The 634-nt window shown below is 68.0% G+C and carries 2 pseudogenes; both read left to right on the plus strand.

Annotated features, from left to right (window positions below):
• Positions 1–374: pseudogene (locus N799_RS14985) on the plus strand (IS21 family transposase); the annotation flags it as partial.
• A pseudogene (gene istB / locus N799_RS14090) lies at positions 262–634 on the plus strand (IS21-like element IS1474 family helper ATPase IstB); the annotation flags it as partial. The pseudogenes N799_RS14985 and istB, both read left to right, overlap by 113 nt.

Raw genomic sequence — 634 nt, forward strand, 5'->3', positions numbered from 1 at the left:
AGCCGCACCCGGAGATGGGCTACCGCGCCTGCCTCGGCCTGCTCTCGCTGGCCCGGCGCTATGGCAATGCACGCCTGGAAGCCGCTGCCGAACGTGCCGTACACCTGCGCGCCTTCACCGGGCGCAGCGTGCGCAACCTGCTCCAGCAAGGCCTGGATCAACAGCCGCTGCCCCAGCGTGCCGCCGAAACGACCTTACCCGGCGACCACGAGAACGTCCGTGGCGCCGACTACTACCAACCCCCGCAACAGGAGCTGTTCGATGATGCCGCAACACACCCTGAATCAACTGCACCAGCTACGCCTGGACGGCATGGCCCGCGCCCTGGAAGAGCAATGGACGCTGCCGGCCAGCCACAGCCTGAGCTTCGATGAACGCCTCGGCCTACTGCTCGACCGCGAACTGGCCTGGCGTGACAACCAGCGCCTGGTACGGCTGCGCAAGAAGGCCAAGCTCAAGTACGCCAACGCCTGCCTGGAAGATCTCGACCGCCGCTCCGGACGCGCCCTGGACGAGCGTCTGATCGCCACCCTGGCCAGTGGCGACTGGATCCGCCAGCAGCACAACCTGCTGCTGACCGGCCCGACCGGTGCCGGCAAAACCTGGCTGGCCTGCGCCCTGGGCAACCAGGCCT

It is taken from the genome of Lysobacter arseniciresistens ZS79 (assembly GCF_000768335.1).
Lineage (GTDB): Bacteria > Pseudomonadota > Gammaproteobacteria > Xanthomonadales > Xanthomonadaceae > Novilysobacter > Novilysobacter arseniciresistens.